We start from the raw sequence: 15,261 nt of genomic DNA, 5'->3' as shown, positions 1-15,261 counted from the left end.
TTCCCATGCCGACTATTTTCGATCCCATCAAACTGGGCGACCTGGAACTGAAAAACCGCATCATCATGGCGCCGCTGACCCGCTGCCGTGCGGACGCCGGCCGCGTGCCCAATGCGCTGATGGCCGAGTACTACGTGCAGCGTGCGTCCGCCGGGCTGATCCTCAGCGAAGCCACCTCCGTAACGCCCATGGGCGTGGGCTACCCCGACACGCCGGGCATCTGGTCCAACGACCAGGTTCGCGGCTGGTCCAATGTGACCAAGGCGATCCACGGCGCGGGCGGCAAGATCTTCCTGCAACTGTGGCACGTCGGGCGCATCTCCCATGAGTCGTACCTGAACGGCGAAACCCCGGTGGCGCCGAGCGCGGTCCAGCCCAAAGGCCACGTCAGCCTGGTGCGCCCACTGGCCGACTACCCGACCCCACGCGCCCTGGAAACCGCTGAAATCGCCGATATCGTCGACGCTTACCGCACCGGCGCCGAAAACGCCAAGGCCGCCGGTTTCGACGGCGTGGAAATCCACGGTGCCAACGGCTACCTGCTCGACCAGTTCCTGCAAAGCAGCACCAACCAGCGCACCGACCAGTACGGCGGTTCCCTGGAAAACCGAGCGCGCCTGCTGCTGGAAGTGACCGACGCCGCCATCGAAGTCTGGGGCGCCGGCCGCGTGGGCGTGCACCTGGCACCGCGCGCTGACGCTCACGACATGGGTGACGCCAACCTGGCGGAAACCTTCACCTACGTGGCCAGCGAACTGGGCAAGCGCGGCATCGCCTTTATCTGCGCCCGTGAAAAAGAAGGCGCAGACAGCCTTGGCCCCCAACTGAAAAAAGCCTTCGGCGGCGTCTACATCGCCAACGAACGCTTCACCAAAGACAGCGCCAACGCCTGGCTGGCCGCCGGCAAGGCCGATGCGGTGGCCTTCGGCATACCGTTCATTGCCAACCCGGACCTGCCGGCACGCTTGAAGGCCGATGCGCCACTGAACGAGCCGCACCCGGAAACCTTCTACGGTAAAGGGCCAGTTGGCTATATCGACTACCCAACGCTGCCGATCTAACTGATTGAAACATGGAACAATGTGGGAGGGGCGGTGCGACGATTCGACTTGCCCCCGATGGCGGTTTGTCAGTCAATGAAGTGTTGACTGAACCACTGCTATCGGGAGCAAGCCCCCTCCCACATTTTGCCTGTGTGTAGTCCCTTGGAAACATCGCTTCACAGAACCGCAACAAAATCGCTACAAAATACTTAGGCCGCTACCTATCAACCGCCCACCAGCCCGTATATAAAGTCATCCCTTCAATCAGGCAGAAGGACGATTGACCATCCTTAGGCTTTACTGTTGACACAACTGGACGTAATTACGCATTTTGTCTCAATTGCGCAGGCTGGGGCTCAGGCGCAGCATGTCCAGCCCTGCATCCACCCAGCGTTCGGCGTCTTGATGCAACTGAAAGCTGTCAGGCACCAATAGCCACTGGCCGATCAGGCCGTGGATGTAGGCATGAATGCACACCGCTGCACGGGTGGTATCAAGATTTGCCGGTAATTGCCCGCGATGCACCGCATTACGCAACGTCAGGCCGATGCGCAGGTTGCACTCCAGGCTATGGGCCTGGCGCTGGCGGCGCATGTCACACATTTCATCGGTGAATTCGCACTTATGGAACAAGATCTCGTTGATGCGCCGGGTTTTCGGGTCCAGAGCCACTTGATGATAAAGATGAATCAGCAGCTTGCGCATGCATCCCAACGGGTCGACTTCATCCTCGCTTTCACTCGCCCGGGCCAATTCGTCCAAGGGTTCGTGCAGCGTGTCGAGCAGCGCCTGCAGCAAGTCGGATTTGTTACTGAAATGCCAGTAGATGGCACCGCGCGTCACGCCGGCCAGGGCGGCGATATCCGCCAGCGTGGTCCGCGCAACGCCCCGTTCATAAAAGGCTTGCTCGGCGGCTTGGAGGATCTGGCTGCGCGTTTCCTGAGCTTCCTCTTTGGTGCGACGAACCATGGCAGTAAAACCTCAATCAGAACACTTGGGACTATCGTTAACGCAACGTTAATAGACGCGAACGATCATCAGAATAATTGTGGGACGACACCGTCATGGGCGCCGAACGTACTAAAATCGAGGCTTTGGGCGGTGCTTTGTCTACATTCCGCCCTGCCTGTCAAGAGTTTACAAACAACCATGAACGTAAGTATATTGCGTAGCAAGCTACTTATCTACTCACAGCTTGTTTTTTACCCTTCCACACTTCTTGTGCGCACCCTGCGCGCCTGACCCGAGGATCTTCATGCAACTTAAGCCAGCTGTTACCGCTCTGGTCACTGCCGTCGCCCTGGCATCGCTGCTCAGCGGATGTAAAAAGGAAGAAGCGGCACCGCCCGCTCAAACCCCTCAGGTCGGCGTGGTCACCATTCAACCGCAAGCCTTTACCCTGACCACCGAGCTGCCAGGCCGTACCACGGCCTACCGCATTGCCGAAGTGCGCCCGCAGGTGAACGGCATCATTCTCAAGCGCCTGTTCAAGGAAGGCGCCGACGTGAAGGAAGGGCAGCAGCTCTACCAGATCGATCCGTCGGTGTATGAGGCCACGCTCAAGAGCGCCCAGGCCAAGCTGACCCAGACCAAGTCGATCACCGATCGCTACAAGCAATTGGTCGATGAGCAAGCCGTCAGCCGCCAGGAATACGACACTGCCGTCGCCGACCGCATGACCGCCGAGGCCGACCTGCAGAGCGCGCAGATCAATGTGCGCTACACCAAGGTGTTCGCGCCGATTTCCGGGCGCATTGGCCGTTCTTCGGTGACCGAAGGCGCGCTGGTCAGCAACGGCCAGGCCGATGCCATGGCTGTAATCCAGCAGTTGGACCCGATCTACGTCGACGTCACCCAGTCTTCGGCAGAAATGCTCAAACTGCGCCGCGACCTGGAAAGCGGCCAATTGCAAAAAGCCGGCGACAACGCCGCCATGGTCAAGCTGACCCTGGAAGACGGCAGCGACTACGGCCACCCAGGCAAGCTGGAATTCTCTGAGGTGTCGGTCGACCAGACCACCGGTTCCGTGACCCTGCGCGCCGTGTTCCCTAACCCTGACCATGTGCTGCTGCCCGGCATGTTCGTGCACGCCCAACTGCAAGCCGGTGTGAACAGCAAGGCCATTCTCGCGCCGCAACAAGGCGTGACCCGTGACCTGAAGGGCATTCCGACCGCACTGATCGTGAACAAGGACAACAAGGTCGAGCAACGCGTACTGGTTGCCAATCGGACTTCCGGCGCCTACTGGCTGGTGGAAAAAGGCCTGGACGCCGGCGACCGCGTGATCACCGAGGGCCTGCAATTCATCAAGCCGGGCATTGAAGTCAAGGTCAAGGACGCCGACAACGCCAAACCCGCCGGTACTGCTGCAGCGCCTGCTGCCGCTGCTGGTCAAGGGGAGTAATCCATGTCGAAATTTTTTATCGACCGTCCCATTTTTGCCTGGGTAATTGCCCTGGTGATCATGCTGGTCGGGGCACTGTCGATCCTGAAGTTGCCCATCAACCAATACCCGGCCATTGCGCCAACCGCTATTGATATCCAGGTGACCTACCCAGGCGCGTCCGCACAAACCGTGCAGGACACCGTGGTGCAGGTCATCGAGCAACAGCTCAACGGTATCGACAACCTGCGCTATGTGGCCTCGGACAGTAACTCCGATGGCAGCATGACCATCACCGCGACGTTCAACCAGGGTACCAACCCGGACATCGCCCAGGTCCAGGTGCAGAACAAGCTGAACCTGGCGACCCCACTGCTGCCGCAAGAAGTGCAGCAGCAGGGTATCCGCGTGACCAAGTCGGTGAAGAACTTCCTGATGGTGATCGGTCTGGTGTCGGAAGACGGCAGCATGACCAAGGACGACCTTTCCAACTACATCGTGTCCAACATCCAGGACCCGATCTCCCGTACTTCGGGTGTGGGTGACTTCCAGGTGTTCGGTTCGCAGTACGCCATGCGTATCTGGCTCGACCCGGCCAAGCTGAACAACTTCCAGCTGACCCCGGTGGATGTCAGCAACGCCATCAAGGCCCAGAACGTGCAGGTGGCCACCGGCCAACTGGGCGGCCTGCCTGCCCTGCCCGGCACGCAGTTGAACGCCACCATCATTGGCAAGACCCGTCTGCAAAGCGCTGAAGAGTTCGCCAAGATCCTGATGAAGGTGAACGCCGACGGTTCCCAAGTGCGTTTGGGCGACGTTGCGCGTATCGAACTGGGTGGCCAGAACTACAGCATCAGTGCACAGTTCAACGGCAAGCCGGCCTCCGGTATGGCGATCAAGCTGGCAGCCGGTGCGAACGCCCTGGACACCGGTAAAGCGATCCGCGCTACCGTGGCGTCCCTGGAACCGTTCTTCCCGCCTGGCATGAAAGCCGTGGTGCCGTACGACACAACCCCGGTGGTGACCGAATCGATCTCCGGTGTGGTGCACACCCTGGTCGAAGCGATCGTGCTGGTGTTCCTGGTGATGTTCCTGTTCCTGCAGAACTTCCGCGCCACCATCATCACCACCATGACCGTACCGGTGGTATTGCTGGGTACCTTCGGGATCCTGGCGGCGTTCGGCTTCACCATCAACACCCTGACCATGTTCGGCATGATCCTGGCCATCGGCTTGCTGGTGGACGATGCCATCGTCGTGGTGGAAAACGTCGAACGGGTGATGGCCGAGGAACACCTGTCGCCCAAGGAAGCGACGATCAAGTCCATGGGCCAGATCCAGGGCGCCCTGGTAGGTATTGCTCTGGTACTGTCGGCGGTACTGCTGCCGATGGCCTTCTTCGGCGGCTCCACCGGTGTGATCTACCGCCAGTTCTCCATCACGATCGTGTCGGCGATGGCGTTGTCGGTACTGGTTGCCCTGATCTTCACCCCAGCCCTGTGCGCCACCATGCTCAAGGCGATCGACCCGGAAAAACACGGCCAACCCAAGCGCGGCTTCTTTGGCTGGTTCAACCGCACCTTCGACAGCGGCGTACTCAAGTACGAGCGCGGCGTGGGCGCGATGATCAAGCACAAAATCCCGGCCTTCCTGGTGTATGTGCTGATCCTGGCCGGCATGATCTGGATGTTCACCCGTATTCCAAGCGCGTTCCTGCCTGAAGAAGACCAGGGCGTGATCTTTGCCCAGGTGCAGACACCGGTAGGCTCCTCGGCGGAACGCACGCAAAAAGTCATCGACGACATGCGGGCCTTCCTGCTGCATGACAAGGAAGGCGAGCCAGGCGAAGGCAAGGGCGTGAAATCGGTGTTCACCGTGAACGGCTTCAACTTTGCCGGTCGTGGTCAAAGCTCGGGTCTGGCCTTCGTGATGCTCAAGCCGTGGGACGAGCGTGATTCGTCCACGTCGGTATTCGAGATTGCCAAGCGCGCCCAGGGCTACTTCATGCAGACCTTCAAGGACGCCATGGTTTTTGCCATCGTGCCGCCGTCGGTTCTGGAATTGGGTAACGCCACCGGCTTCGACGTGTTCCTGCAAGACCAGGGTGGTGTCGGCCATGACAAGCTGATGGCAGCCCGTAACCAGTTCCTCGGTGCGGCAGCCCAAAGCAAGATACTGGCGGGCGTGCGGCCCAACGGCGTGAACGATGAGCCGCAGTACGAACTGACCGTCGATGACGAGAAAGCCAGCGCCCAGGGCATCAGCCTCTCGGACATCCAGCAGACCCTGGCCATCGCCTTGGGCGGTAGCTACATCAACGACTTCATCGACCGTGGTCGTGTGAAGAAGGTGTATGTGCAGGGTGACGCGGCCAGCCGTATGTCACCGGAAGACCTGGACAAATGGTACGTGCGCGCCGACTCCGGGAAAATGGTGCCACTGTCGGCCATTTCGTCGGGCAAGTGGATCTACGGCTCGCCGAAGCTCTCGCGTTATAACGGTGTAGCGGCGATGGAAATCCTCGGCACGCCGGCGCCTGGCTACAGTACCGGTGACGCGATGGCGGAAGTCGAGCGCATTGCCAAGGAACTGCCGGCCGGCATCGGTTACGCGTGGACAGGCCTGTCGTACGAAGAACGTCTGTCCGGCTCCCAGGCGCCTGCGCTGTACGCCTTGTCGCTGCTGGTGGTGTTCCTGTGCCTTGCGGCCTTGTACGAAAGCTGGTCGATTCCGATCGCGGTAATCCTGGTGGTGCCACTGGGTGTGATCGGTGCGCTGATCGCCACCAGCATGCGCGGCTTGTCCAACGACGTGTTCTTCCAGGTGGGCTTGCTGGTGACGGTGGGCCTGGCGGCGAAAAACGCCATCCTGATCGTGGAGTTCGCCAAAGAACTCCACGAGCAGGGCAAGGGCATCGTCGAGGCGGCCATCGAGGCGTCCCGCATGCGTCTGCGCCCGATCATCATGACGTCCATGGCGTTCGTGCTCGGCGTATTGCCGCTGGCGATTTCCACCGGCGCCGGCTCAGGCAGCCAGCACGCGATCGGTACCGGCGTTATCGGCGGTATGATCACGGCCACGGTGCTGGCAATCTTCTGGGTGCCATTGTTCTACGCAACCGTGTCCTCCGCTGGCGAGCGTAAAAAGACTGAAACCAAGCAAACTCCTAAAGAGGCTGGCCAATGAGCAAGTCGCTACTTTCCTTAGCCGTCACCGCATTCGTGCTCAGTGGCTGCTCGCTGATCCCTGACTACCAGCGCCCCGAAGCGCCGGTAGCGGCGCAGTTCCCGCAGGGGCCGGCGTATTCGTCGGCCCAGGCGCCGGGCCAGGCTGCCGCCGAGCAAGGCTGGAAGCAGTTTTTCCATGACCCTGCCCTGCAACAGCTGATCCAGACTGCGCTGGTGAACAACCGTGACCTGCGCGTCGCGGCCCTGAACATCGACGCGTATGCGGCGCAGTACCAGATCCAGCGTGCCGACCTGTTCCCGGCCGTCTCGGCCACTGGCAGCGGCAGCCGTTCGCGTACTCCGGCGCGCCTGTCGCAGACCGGCGAATCGACCATCGCCAGCCAGTATTCGGCAGGCCTGGGGATCAGCTCTTATGAGCTGGACCTGTTCGGTCGCGTGCGCAGCCTGAGTGAAGAAGCGCTGCAGAGATACTTCGCCACCGAAGAAGCGCGGCGCAGCACCCAGATCAGCCTGGTGGCCAGTGTGGCGAATGCCTACCTGACCTGGCAGGCCGACAAGGAACTGCTCAAGCTGACCCAGGACACTCTCGGCGCGTTCGAGCAGAGCTTCAAGCTCACCTCGCGCAGCAACGAAGTCGGCGTGGCCTCGGCCCTCGACCTCAGCCAGGCGCGCACCTCGGTGGAAAACGCCCGCGTGCAGCTGGCCCGCTATACGCGCCAGGTGGCCCAGGACGAAAACAGCCTGACCCTGCTGCTGGGCACTGGCCTGCCGGCGAATATCGCCAGCAAGCCACTGTCGGATGACCTGCTCAGCGAAGTCCCCGCTGGCTTGCCGTCGGACCTGCTGCAACGGCGTCCCGACATCGTTCAGGCCGAGTACAACCTCAAGGCCGCCAACGCGAACATCGGTGCGGCCCGCGCGGCGTTCTTCCCGAGCATCAGCCTGACCGCCAGCGCCGGTACCGCCAGCCCGAACCTGGGCGGCCTGTTCAAGGGCGGCTCGGGCACCTGGTCCTTCGCGCCGCAGATCAACATCCCGATCTTCAACGCCGGTAGCCTGCGCGCAAGCCTGGACTACTCGAAGATCCAGAAAGAGATCAACGTGGCCAACTACGAGAAAGCCATCCAGACCGGCTTCCAGGAAGTCTCCGACGGCCTCGCCGCGCGTGCGACCTACAAGCAGCAACTGGATGCACAACGTGGCTTCGTCGCCGCCAACCAGGACTACTACCGCCTGGCCGAGCGTCGCTACCGCATCGGTGTGGACAGCAACCTGACCTTCCTCGATGCCCAGCGCCAACTGTTCAGTGCCCAGCAATCGCTGATCACCGACCGCCTGGCGCAGCTGACCAGCGAGGTCAACCTGTACAAGGCCCTCGGCGGTGGCTGGAACGAGCAGACCGCGAAGAACGAGCCAGTGAAAGAAGAGGCACCGCCGCTGAAGTTGTTCTAATAGCGCGGCAAAAAACCGCTTCCCTTACCGGAAGCGGTTTTTTTATGCCCTTGAATTAACAACGTCGGCCCCCTGTGGGAGCTGGGCTTGCTTTTTCTTGAACCGTTCAGGGTAAAATTGGTAACAGATTCTTACAGACCACAAAGGGAGCTTGTCGTAATGATCGTAGGAATCGACTTGGGGACCACCAACAGTCTGGCCGCCGTCTGGCGCGGTGATGCCGCAGAATTGGTGCCCAATGCCCTTGGCCAGTTGCTGACCCCCAGTGTGGTCGGGCTGGATGATCAGGGCCGTGTCCTGGTAGGCCAGGCTGCCAAAGAGCGCCTGCATACCCACCCGCATCTGACCACCTCGCTGTTCAAGCGCTATATGGGCAGTGCCACCGAAGTCCGTCTGGGTGACCGCTCGTTCCGCCCGGAAGAACTCTCGGCACTGGTGCTCAAAAGCCTGAAGGAAGACATCGAGCGCACCTACGGGCATACCGTCACCGAAGCCGTGATCAGCGTGCCCGCGTATTTCAGCGACGGCCAGCGCAAGGCCACGCGTATCGCCGGTGAACTGGCCGGGCTCACGGTTGAAAAACTGATCAACGAACCCACCGCCGCCGCCCTCGCCTACGGCCTGCATCAGCGTGACAAGGAAACGTCATTCCTCGTGTTCGACCTGGGTGGCGGTACGTTCGACGTGTCGATCATCGAGCTGTTCGACGGGGTAATGGAAGTGCGCGCCAGCGCGGGGGACAACTTCCTCGGCGGCGAAGACTTCGACACGCTGTTGCTGGAACACTTCGTCGACAGCCAGCGCAACACCCAGGGTTTCCCACCCACCAGCAGTGTACTGCAGGCCCTGCGCCGCGAAGCCGAGCGCGTGCGCAAGGCATTGGGCCAGGACGACAGCGCCGACTTCGCCTTGCGTGTCGACGGCCAGCAATGGGTGAAAACCATCACCCAACAGGAACTAGCCAAGCTCTATACGCCCCTGCTCGAACGCCTGCGTGCGCCGATTGAACGGGCGCTACGCGATGCGCGCATTCGTGTAGGCGATCTTGATGAAATCCTGCTGGTGGGCGGCACCACGCGCATGCCGCTGGTGCGCAAACTCGCCGCCAGTCTGTTCGGGCGCTTCCCGTCCATCAGCCTTGATCCAGACCAGGTAGTCGCCCATGGCGCGGCGATTCAGGCGGCGCTCAAGGCCCGATCCGCGGCGCTGGAAGAAGTCGTGTTGACTGACGTATGCCCGTACACCCTGGGTATCGAAACCGCCAACCAGTACGGCAGCCACATCGAAAGCGGCCATTACCTGCCGCTGATCGAACGCAATAGCAGCGTACCGGTGAGCCGGGTTAAAAGCGTGGTCACCCTTTCCGACGATCAGTCGCGGGTGCTGCTGAAAATCTATCAGGGCGAAAGCCGCCTGGTGAAAGACAACATCGAGCTGGGCCAACTGGAAATCCCGGTACCCAAGCGCAAGGCCGGCGAGGTCTCGCTGGACGTGCGCTTCACCTACGACAACAACGGTCTGCTCGAAGCCCAGGTGAGCATCCCACTGACGGGCGAGCAGCATTCGCTGGTGATTGAGAACAATCCGGGCGTGCTCAGCCCGCAGGAGATCCAGCAACGCCTGCAAGCCCTGGCACTGTTGAAGATTCATCCGCGCGACCAGCAGGTCAACACGGTGCTGACCGCCCGCCTCGAACGCCTCTACCAGGAAAGCCTGGGCGACTTGCGCCAGCAACTGGGCCACTGGGCCGCGCAATTCCAGCAAGTGCTCGATACCCAGGACGAACGCCGCATCCGCGAGGCCCGCAGCGAACTGACCCGACAACTTGAGCAACTCGATAACGGGTTCTGGCGCTGAGGCTTAACGACATGGACTGCTGGACAGTATTGCAACTGGCCGATGATGCCGACGAACGTACGATCAAACGCACTTACGCGCGGCTGATCAAAAGCTGTCGCCCGGACGAAGATGCCGAGGGTTTCCAGCGCTTGCGCGAAGCCTATGAGCAAGCGCTGAGCTCTTCGCGCTGGCAAGCCGAGCATCAGCAGGAGGAAGAAGAGGAGCGCCAGGCTGACGTCGTCGAACAAAGCCATGGCCACTTCAACGACCTGGCCGAATTGATGGACGTGAGCACGCTGCGTCCGGCGCCTCTTGACGCCCGCGAACCGGACCCGGCACACGCCCTGCTCCAGGGCGTTGATCCGCAAAATCTCGATGAACGTTGGGCCCAGGCCCAGCAGCTGGGTTGTGGCGACGCCTTTCAGGCCGGGCTGTTGCGCCATTGCTTCGAAGCACCTGGCGAGCGCAGCGCCATCGTCCATTGGGCGATGCAACACCTGGAATGGCTGACGCCCTGGCAACGCGTGAGCATGCTGCCGTGGCAACACCAGGCACTCGTCAGCCAATTGCTGCAGGAATATCATCATCATCTGCAAACACTGCTGGAGCAAAAAGCCGAGCGCGAGTTCATCACCGCGTTGACCCAGTACAACAGCCAGCCCTGGCTGCGAATATTCGACCTGCAGCAACAATGGCAGCAGAGCATTCTGCGCCTGCTGCACGACACCCAATGGAGCGTGCCGCTGTTCGAGCGCGTGTGCCAAGCGTTTGGCTGGGACGACCAGCAAGGCATCCACCCGGAGCCCGCCTGGCTATGGCGCGAGCTGGTGTCGCGCTGCGAGCAGGAAAGCTTCTACACCAACCTTCAGGAAAAGGCCCAGGACACCCGCCGCATGTCCGTCGACGCCCAGGCCGCGCGCTTGCTGCTGACACCGATGTCTGCGAAAGAACAACTGCGCCTGATCAAGGGCTTCAGCGAGGCCCACTGGAACGCGTGTCAGCAACTCGGCGAAACCTTGACGTGGCGCTACCCGCAACTGCTGGAGCGACTGCCTGAGGCCGACGCGTTTTTCTGGCGCAAATTCATGGCCCGACCGATCTACATCCAGGCGTTTATCCGACTGTGGGCAATCTTCGCATTGGGGACGGGCCTGAACCTGATCCACGACGAATCCGCAAAGCTGGATGCTAGCGCGGCGGTGATAATGCTGGCGTTGTCGATCGTACCGGCGGCGATCAGTTTTCGCCTCACCCAGATGTGGGTCGCCACGAGCTGGTCTCTTATTGTTCAAGACCTGTGGCTGAGCCAGCGCCTGATCCCCAAGCGACTCAATCCCAACGGATACTGGCTGGTGCTACGCCATGGCGTCCCCCAGCTGTGCATGCTGCTGGCCTGCGGGGCGATACTGGGCGTACTGGGTATGGTGACCTACGGCGGGATGGTGCTGATCAACCTGCTGCACACAAGGCGCATCGGCCAGATGAGCGCCAAAGCCAGCCAGTACCCGTGGGTGAACGGCTTGCACTGGGCATTCTGGAGCCCGCAGCAAGCGGTGTTCCTGATAGGGATGGTGGCGGCAATCCTCGCCGCCCAGTATTACCTGCCGGCCGTGCCCTGGACCCACCTCAACCTGCCGCTACGCTGACCTCGCCAGCCGGGCCTGGGTGCAACGCTCAGGCTCGGTAACTTGCGTTCGATCATCGCCCACAACCCGCTCTCCCCCACTTTCATCGCCCCCGCACCGCCGCGCACCATGGCCGCCACCTGCATAAACCCAATAACAACAGGTCCGAAACCATGAGCACTTTCCACCCGCGCCGGCTGTTGCTGGCAACTGCGGTCGCCAGTCTTGCCCTCCCCGTGGTCGCCGAAGAACACGGCTTTCTCGAAGATGCCAGCGCCAACCTCAACCTGCGCAATTTCTTCTTCAATCGCAACTACACCAACCCGACCAAAACCCAGGGCGGCGCGCAGGAGTGGACGCAAAGTTTCATCTTCGACGCCAAGTCCGGGTTCACCCAGGGCACGGTCGGCTTCGGGGTGGACGTGCTGGGCCTGTACTCGCTCAAGCTCGATGGCGGGCGCGGCACCGGCGGCACTCAGTTATTGCCGCTGGACCACGACGGCCGACCGGCCGATGAGTTCGGGCGCCTGGGCGTGGCGTTCAAGGCGCGTTTTTCGAAGACGGAGGTGAAAGTCGGCGAATGGATGCCGGTGCTGCCGATCCTGCGCGCGGACGATGGCCGCTCACTGCCGCAAACCCTGCGCGGCGGGCAGATCACGTCCAAGGAAATCGAGGGCCTGACCCTGTATGGCGGTCAGTTCCGTGCCAATAGCCCGCGCGACGACAGCAGCATGGGCGACATGTCGATGACCGGCAAACCTGCGTTCACCTCCGACCGCTTCAACTTCCAGGGCGCCGAATACGCCTTCAACGACAAACGCACGCAAGTCGGGGTATGGAATGCCCAGCTCAAGGACATTTACAGCCAGCAATTTGTCAATCTGATCCACAGCCAGCCGGTGGGCGACTGGACCCTGGGCGCCAACCTGGGGTTCTTCTACGGCAAGGACGACGGCAGCGCCCGCGCCGGCAGCCTGGACAACAAGACCTGGTCCGGTTTGTTATCGGCCCGCCACGGTGGCAACACTTTCTACGTCGGCCTGCAAAAGCTCACCGGCAACAGCGCCTGGATGCGGGTCAACGGCACCAGCGGCGGCACCCTGGCCAACGACAGCTATAACTCGAGCTACGACAACGCCGAGGAAAAATCCTGGCAAGTGCGCCACGACTACAACTTCGCCGCCCTTGGCGTACCCGGCCTGACCTTGATGAACCGTTATATCAGCGGCAGCAACGTGCACACCGGCACGGTGACCGACGGCAAGGAATGGGGCCGCGAAAGCGAATTGGGCTACACCGTGCAAAGCGGCAGCCTGAAAAACCTCACCCTGCGCTGGCGCAACTCCAGCATGCGTCGCGACTACAGCAACAATGAGTTCGATGAAAACCGGTTGATCGTCAGCTACCCGATAAGTCTGCTGTAAACCGGCGCCGCAGTTACTGTATGGTGCGCGCCTGCCGCTGCTGATCGCCCCAGCAGTGGCCTTTTATTCGGGCCCGCGCACAGCATGAAAACCTTCGCTACAGCACTCGCAGTGTTTGCCCTGGCCCTGAGCCTGGGGGGCTGTATTGGTTCGCCCATCGCCCTGACGCCGCAGACCGAACAGCGCCTGCAAGCGCAGGCGCCGATCCGTTTTCTGCTGACCTTCGATGATGGCCCCAGCGCCTCGGGGTACAACAACCCGAGCCGTTCGGTGATGGCCGACCTGGCGCACAACCCGGTGCTGCCAGGGATCAAGGCGGTGTTCTTCCTGCAGACCGAAGCGGCACGCTCCGGCGGCAGCGCCCGAGGGCGCAAGACCATGGAGCGTGAGTATGCCGCCGGCCATGTCCTGGCCTTCCATACGGCGACGGCGTTTCACACCAACCACCGCTGGCTGAACGATGCCGAGCTGGAACGCACACTCACCGAAGGCGCCGCGCACATTGCCGCCATCACCGGCACGCCGCCCCGGCTGGTGCGACCACCATTCTGGAACTACGACCGCCGCACCTTCGCCGCCTACCAGCGCCACGGCATGCAGGTATTGCTGACCGACCTGAGTGCCAATGACGGCAAAATCTGGGGCTTCAACGCCAGCCCGCGCCGCCGCGCCAACCTGTACCGGCAGCTGTCAGTGGTGCGTGAACGCATAGCCTTGGGCGAGTTGCCAACGGTGGACGGCGTGATACCGGTGGTGGTGACCTTCCACGACATCAACCGCTACACCGCGCGGCATATGCAGGAGTACCTGCAGATCCTGATGGACAGTGCACGCATCAACGGGATGACTACCGCCGCCGAGCCGTTCTACACCGACACCGCTGCGCTGCAACGCGCGGCGCTGGCACGCACGGTCAAGGATGTGAACGAGCCGGTGCATCTGCCGGGGGTGTGGAATTGGGTGTGGGATGCCGATATGCGCTGATGCCTGAATGTGGGAGGGGGCTTGCTCCCGATAGCGGTGGGTCAGTCACCAATCAGCTCACTGATCCACCGTCATCGGGAGCAAGCCCCCTCCCACATTTGCCTGTGTTCCAGAGTCAGGCCTTGCGTGATTCGACACCCAACTCATCCCACACCGACTCGGCCAGATGAAACGTCGCATTCGCCGCCGGTATGCCGCAGTAGATCGCGCTCTGCATCAGCACTTCCTTGATTTCGGCGCGGGTCACGCCGTTGCTCGCGGCGGCACGTAGATGCAGCTTCAACTCTTCTGTGCGGTTCATGCCGATCAGCATGGCAATGGTGATCAGGCTGCGGGTGTGCCGGGGCAAGCCAGGACGGGTCCAGATGTCGCCCCAGGCATGGCGGGTGATCATTTCCTGGAACTCGCTGTTGAATTCGGTCAGCGCGTTGAGGCTGCGCTCGACATGGGCGTCGCCCAGCACGTCGCGGCGCACTTGCAGACCTTCGGCATAACGTTGTTTCTCGTCCACGAAAAGCTCCTCAGCGGCCCAGCAGAAATTCAATGACGCGGTCGCTGAAGGCAGCGCCGGCCTGGACATTGGACAGGTGCGCCGCATAGAACTCGGCGTATTCGGCGCGCTGCACATGGTTCTGGATAAAGTGGCTGCCGGCCGGCGGTGTTACCGCGTCTTCCGTGCCGGCAATCGCCAGGGTCGGTACCTTGATCGACGCCAACTGCTCACGGAAATCGGCATCACGCACCGCCGCGCAGTTGGCGGCATAGCCCTCGGGCGAGGTGGCCGCGAGCATGTCGGTGATCTGCTTGGCCTGGTGGGGATGGGCGGCGGCAAAATCGGCGGTGAACCAGCGTGCAATCGAGGCATCGCGCAGCGCGACCATCGCCGCCGCGCCATCGCGCAAGACCATGTCGATGCGCGGGTTCCACACCTCTGGCGTGCCGATCTTGGCGGCGGTGTTGCACAGCACCAGGCGGTGCAGCCGCTTTCCTGCGTTGATGCCCAGCCACTGGCCGATCAGCCCGCCCATGGACAACCCGCAAAAATGCGCGCGCTGAATATCCAGCGCATCCAGCAACGCGAGCACATCCTGGCCCAGTTGTTCGATGCTGTAGGGCCCTGCGGTGACCAGGGACTTGCCATGGCCACGGGTGTCGAAGCGCAGCACACGAAAATGCTCGGTGAACGCCGGGATCTGGATGTCCCACATATGCAGGTCGGTGCCCAGGGAATTGGACAGCACCAATACCGGCGCATCAATGGGCCCATCGAGTTGGTAATGCAGTTCGCCCTCGGCGAGTTGTACGAAAGCCACAGCGGTCTCC

The 15,261-nt window shown here is 61.7% G+C and carries 11 protein-coding genes; 8 read left to right on the top strand and 3 right to left on the bottom strand.

From position 1 onward, the window contains the following. Positions 1 to 5 precede the first annotated feature (5 nt). Positions 6 to 1,061, top strand: coding sequence for an alkene reductase (locus tag C4J91_RS07170; protein WP_124361684.1), 1,056 nt, complete (start codon positions 6 to 8; stop codon positions 1,059 to 1,061). Positions 1,062 to 1,379: 318 nt separating this feature from the next. Here C4J91_RS07170 and C4J91_RS07165 read toward each other — a convergent pair whose 3' ends face one another. Further along, positions 1,380 to 2,012, bottom strand: coding sequence for a TetR family transcriptional regulator (locus C4J91_RS07165; protein WP_124361683.1), 633 nt, complete (start codon positions 2,010 to 2,012; stop codon positions 1,380 to 1,382). 286 nt (positions 2,013 to 2,298) lie between these two features. Between C4J91_RS07165 and C4J91_RS07160 the strand changes: the two genes are divergently transcribed. From C4J91_RS07160 to C4J91_RS07130, 7 genes are all read left to right on the top strand, one after another. Further along, complete coding sequence (locus C4J91_RS07160) at positions 2,299 to 3,447, top strand: efflux RND transporter periplasmic adaptor subunit (RefSeq protein WP_124361682.1); 1,149 nt, start codon at positions 2,299 to 2,301, stop codon at positions 3,445 to 3,447. A gap of 3 nt (positions 3,448 to 3,450) precedes the next feature. Beyond that, positions 3,451 to 6,612, top strand: a complete 3,162-nt coding sequence (locus C4J91_RS07155; protein ID WP_124361681.1) for an efflux RND transporter permease subunit — start codon at positions 3,451 to 3,453, stop codon at positions 6,610 to 6,612. Beyond that, on the top strand, positions 6,609 to 8,066 hold the full coding sequence (gene adeC / locus C4J91_RS07150) for an AdeC/AdeK/OprM family multidrug efflux complex outer membrane factor (protein ID WP_124361680.1): 1,458 nt from the start codon (positions 6,609 to 6,611) through the stop codon (positions 8,064 to 8,066). The genes C4J91_RS07155 and adeC overlap by 4 nt, the downstream gene beginning before the upstream one ends. Positions 8,067 to 8,225: 159 nt before the next feature. Then, on the top strand, positions 8,226 to 9,923 hold the full coding sequence (locus tag C4J91_RS07145) for a molecular chaperone HscC (protein WP_124361679.1): 1,698 nt from the start codon (positions 8,226 to 8,228) through the stop codon (positions 9,921 to 9,923). A gap of 11 nt (positions 9,924 to 9,934) precedes the next feature. After that, positions 9,935 to 11,551, top strand: coding sequence for a J domain-containing protein (locus C4J91_RS07140; protein WP_124361678.1), 1,617 nt, complete (start codon positions 9,935 to 9,937; stop codon positions 11,549 to 11,551). A 152-nt stretch (positions 11,552 to 11,703) separates the two neighbouring features. After that, complete coding sequence (locus C4J91_RS07135) at positions 11,704 to 12,954, top strand: OprD family porin (RefSeq protein WP_124361677.1); 1,251 nt, start codon at positions 11,704 to 11,706, stop codon at positions 12,952 to 12,954. 84 nt (positions 12,955 to 13,038) lie between these two features. After that, positions 13,039 to 13,938, top strand: coding sequence for a polysaccharide deacetylase family protein (locus tag C4J91_RS07130; protein ID WP_124361676.1), 900 nt, complete (start codon positions 13,039 to 13,041; stop codon positions 13,936 to 13,938). A 115-nt stretch (positions 13,939 to 14,053) separates the two neighbouring features. Here the strand turns inward: C4J91_RS07130 and pcaC are convergent, their stop codons facing one another. Next, positions 14,054 to 14,449 carry a 4-carboxymuconolactone decarboxylase gene (gene pcaC / locus C4J91_RS07125; RefSeq protein WP_124361675.1) on the bottom strand — a complete coding sequence of 132 codons (396 nt, stop codon included), beginning with the start codon at positions 14,447 to 14,449 and terminating at the stop codon, positions 14,054 to 14,056. Between the two features lie 10 nt (positions 14,450 to 14,459). Next, positions 14,460 to 15,251 (bottom strand): 3-oxoadipate enol-lactonase, encoded by a 792-nt coding sequence (gene pcaD / locus C4J91_RS07120; RefSeq protein ID WP_124361674.1) that lies wholly within the window; start codon positions 15,249 to 15,251, stop codon positions 14,460 to 14,462. Between the last annotated feature and the right edge of the window lie 10 nt (positions 15,252 to 15,261).

It is taken from the genome of Pseudomonas sp. R3-52-08 (genome assembly GCF_003851745.1).
In the GTDB taxonomy this organism is placed as follows: domain Bacteria; phylum Pseudomonadota; class Gammaproteobacteria; order Pseudomonadales; family Pseudomonadaceae; genus Aquipseudomonas.
Note: the sequence above shows the minus strand (reverse complement) of the source record. Positions and strands in the feature narration are given on the sequence as shown.

Bases quoted from the DNA above. Each gene is read 5' to 3' on its own strand.
- C4J91_RS07170 (WP_124361684.1), top strand. From the start codon at position 6: ATGCCGACTATTTTCGATCCCATCAAACTGGGCGACCTGGAACTGAAA.
- C4J91_RS07165 (WP_124361683.1), bottom strand. From the start codon at position 2,012: ATGGTTCGTCGCACCAAAGAGGAAGCTCAGGAAACGCGCAGCCAGATC.
- C4J91_RS07160 (WP_124361682.1), top strand. From the start codon at position 2,299: ATGCAACTTAAGCCAGCTGTTACCGCTCTGGTCACTGCCGTCGCCCTG.
- C4J91_RS07155 (WP_124361681.1), top strand. From the start codon at position 3,451: ATGTCGAAATTTTTTATCGACCGTCCCATTTTTGCCTGGGTAATTGCC.
- adeC (WP_124361680.1), top strand. From the start codon at position 6,609: ATGAGCAAGTCGCTACTTTCCTTAGCCGTCACCGCATTCGTGCTCAGT.
- C4J91_RS07145 (WP_124361679.1), top strand. From the start codon at position 8,226: ATGATCGTAGGAATCGACTTGGGGACCACCAACAGTCTGGCCGCCGTC.
- C4J91_RS07140 (WP_124361678.1), top strand. From the start codon at position 9,935: ATGGACTGCTGGACAGTATTGCAACTGGCCGATGATGCCGACGAACGT.
- C4J91_RS07135 (WP_124361677.1), top strand. From the start codon at position 11,704: ATGAGCACTTTCCACCCGCGCCGGCTGTTGCTGGCAACTGCGGTCGCC.
- C4J91_RS07130 (WP_124361676.1), top strand. From the start codon at position 13,039: ATGAAAACCTTCGCTACAGCACTCGCAGTGTTTGCCCTGGCCCTGAGC.